Raw genomic sequence first — 915 nt, 5'->3', positions numbered from 1 at the left:
CCAAACCGTTCGGTGGGGGGTGTCGAATCACCTGCACAAGCCGGGAAACACCCGGAGCGCTCACCAGCCGCAGGTAGCTGGTTCTCCACCCCTGTTCGGGGTGTGTTCGGCGCGCATCCAGGGATTCGCGCCGAGCGCGACAACGAAAGGAACGCAGACATGCGCAAGAGCCTCAAGACCTCCATCACCCTCGCCACCACGGGTGCGCTCGTGCTGGGCGGTGCCGCGTTCGGTGTCTCCGCCGCGCAGGCCGACGGCAGCATCCACACGGTCTCGTCCTCGTCGTCGAAGATCCCCGGCCCGGTCGCTTCGGTGCCCGAGGTCAAGGGTGGCAACACCGCGGTCGCGCTCGACAAGGGCTTCACCGACGCGCTGACCTCGCTGGGTCTGACCCCGGGTGTGTCGGGCAACGCGAAGCTCGAGAACGGGTCGGTGTCGTTCCCGATCACCGCCGGTTCGGTGACGTACTGGTCGCCGGACGGCAACTACCGCCCCTACGTGCAGGGCCTGCTGRACCACGACGACTCGGGGCTGACGCTCTCCGCYGGTGACACGACGGTGACGCTGGAGAACTTCGTCGTGAACCCGGGCTCGTCGAAGCTCTACGGTGACGTGWWGGTCAACGGTCAGGTCGCCGTGTCGAACGCGTACCTGTTCTCGCTGCACGGTGGCACCCTGAAGCCGCTCCAGCTCGAGGGTGACAACGCGATCCTGACCGGCACCACGGTCCACGTCTCCGACGACGCCGCGAAGCTGCTCAACAGCACCTTCAAGACCGACGCCGTCAAGGGTGGCCTGCTCGTCGGGACCGCCACGATCACCGCCCAGATCAAGTAACACCCAGCACCACCAGCACCACCAGCACGACACGCGAACGGCGCCGCCCCCGATCAGGGAGCGGCGCCGTTCCACGTC

At 67.3% G+C, this 915-nt stretch carries 1 protein-coding gene; it reads left to right on the top strand.

What is annotated here, in order from left to right; all coding sequences use genetic code 11:
* The first annotated feature begins 159 nt into the window (after window positions 1-159).
* Window positions 160-837: a hypothetical protein gene (locus BEP24_RS16265; protein WP_065965224.1), complete on the top strand. Its 678-nt coding sequence runs from the start codon at window positions 160-162 to the stop codon at window positions 835-837.
* Window positions 838-915: the final 78 nt, after the last annotated feature.

Origin of the sequence: Curtobacterium sp. UCD-KPL2560 (genome assembly GCF_001705035.1) — a bacterium.
Classification (GTDB): Bacteria; Actinomycetota; Actinomycetes; order Actinomycetales; family Microbacteriaceae; genus Curtobacterium.
The sequence above is the reverse complement of the archived record's forward strand: the minus strand, read 5'-3'. Positions and strand labels throughout refer to the sequence as shown.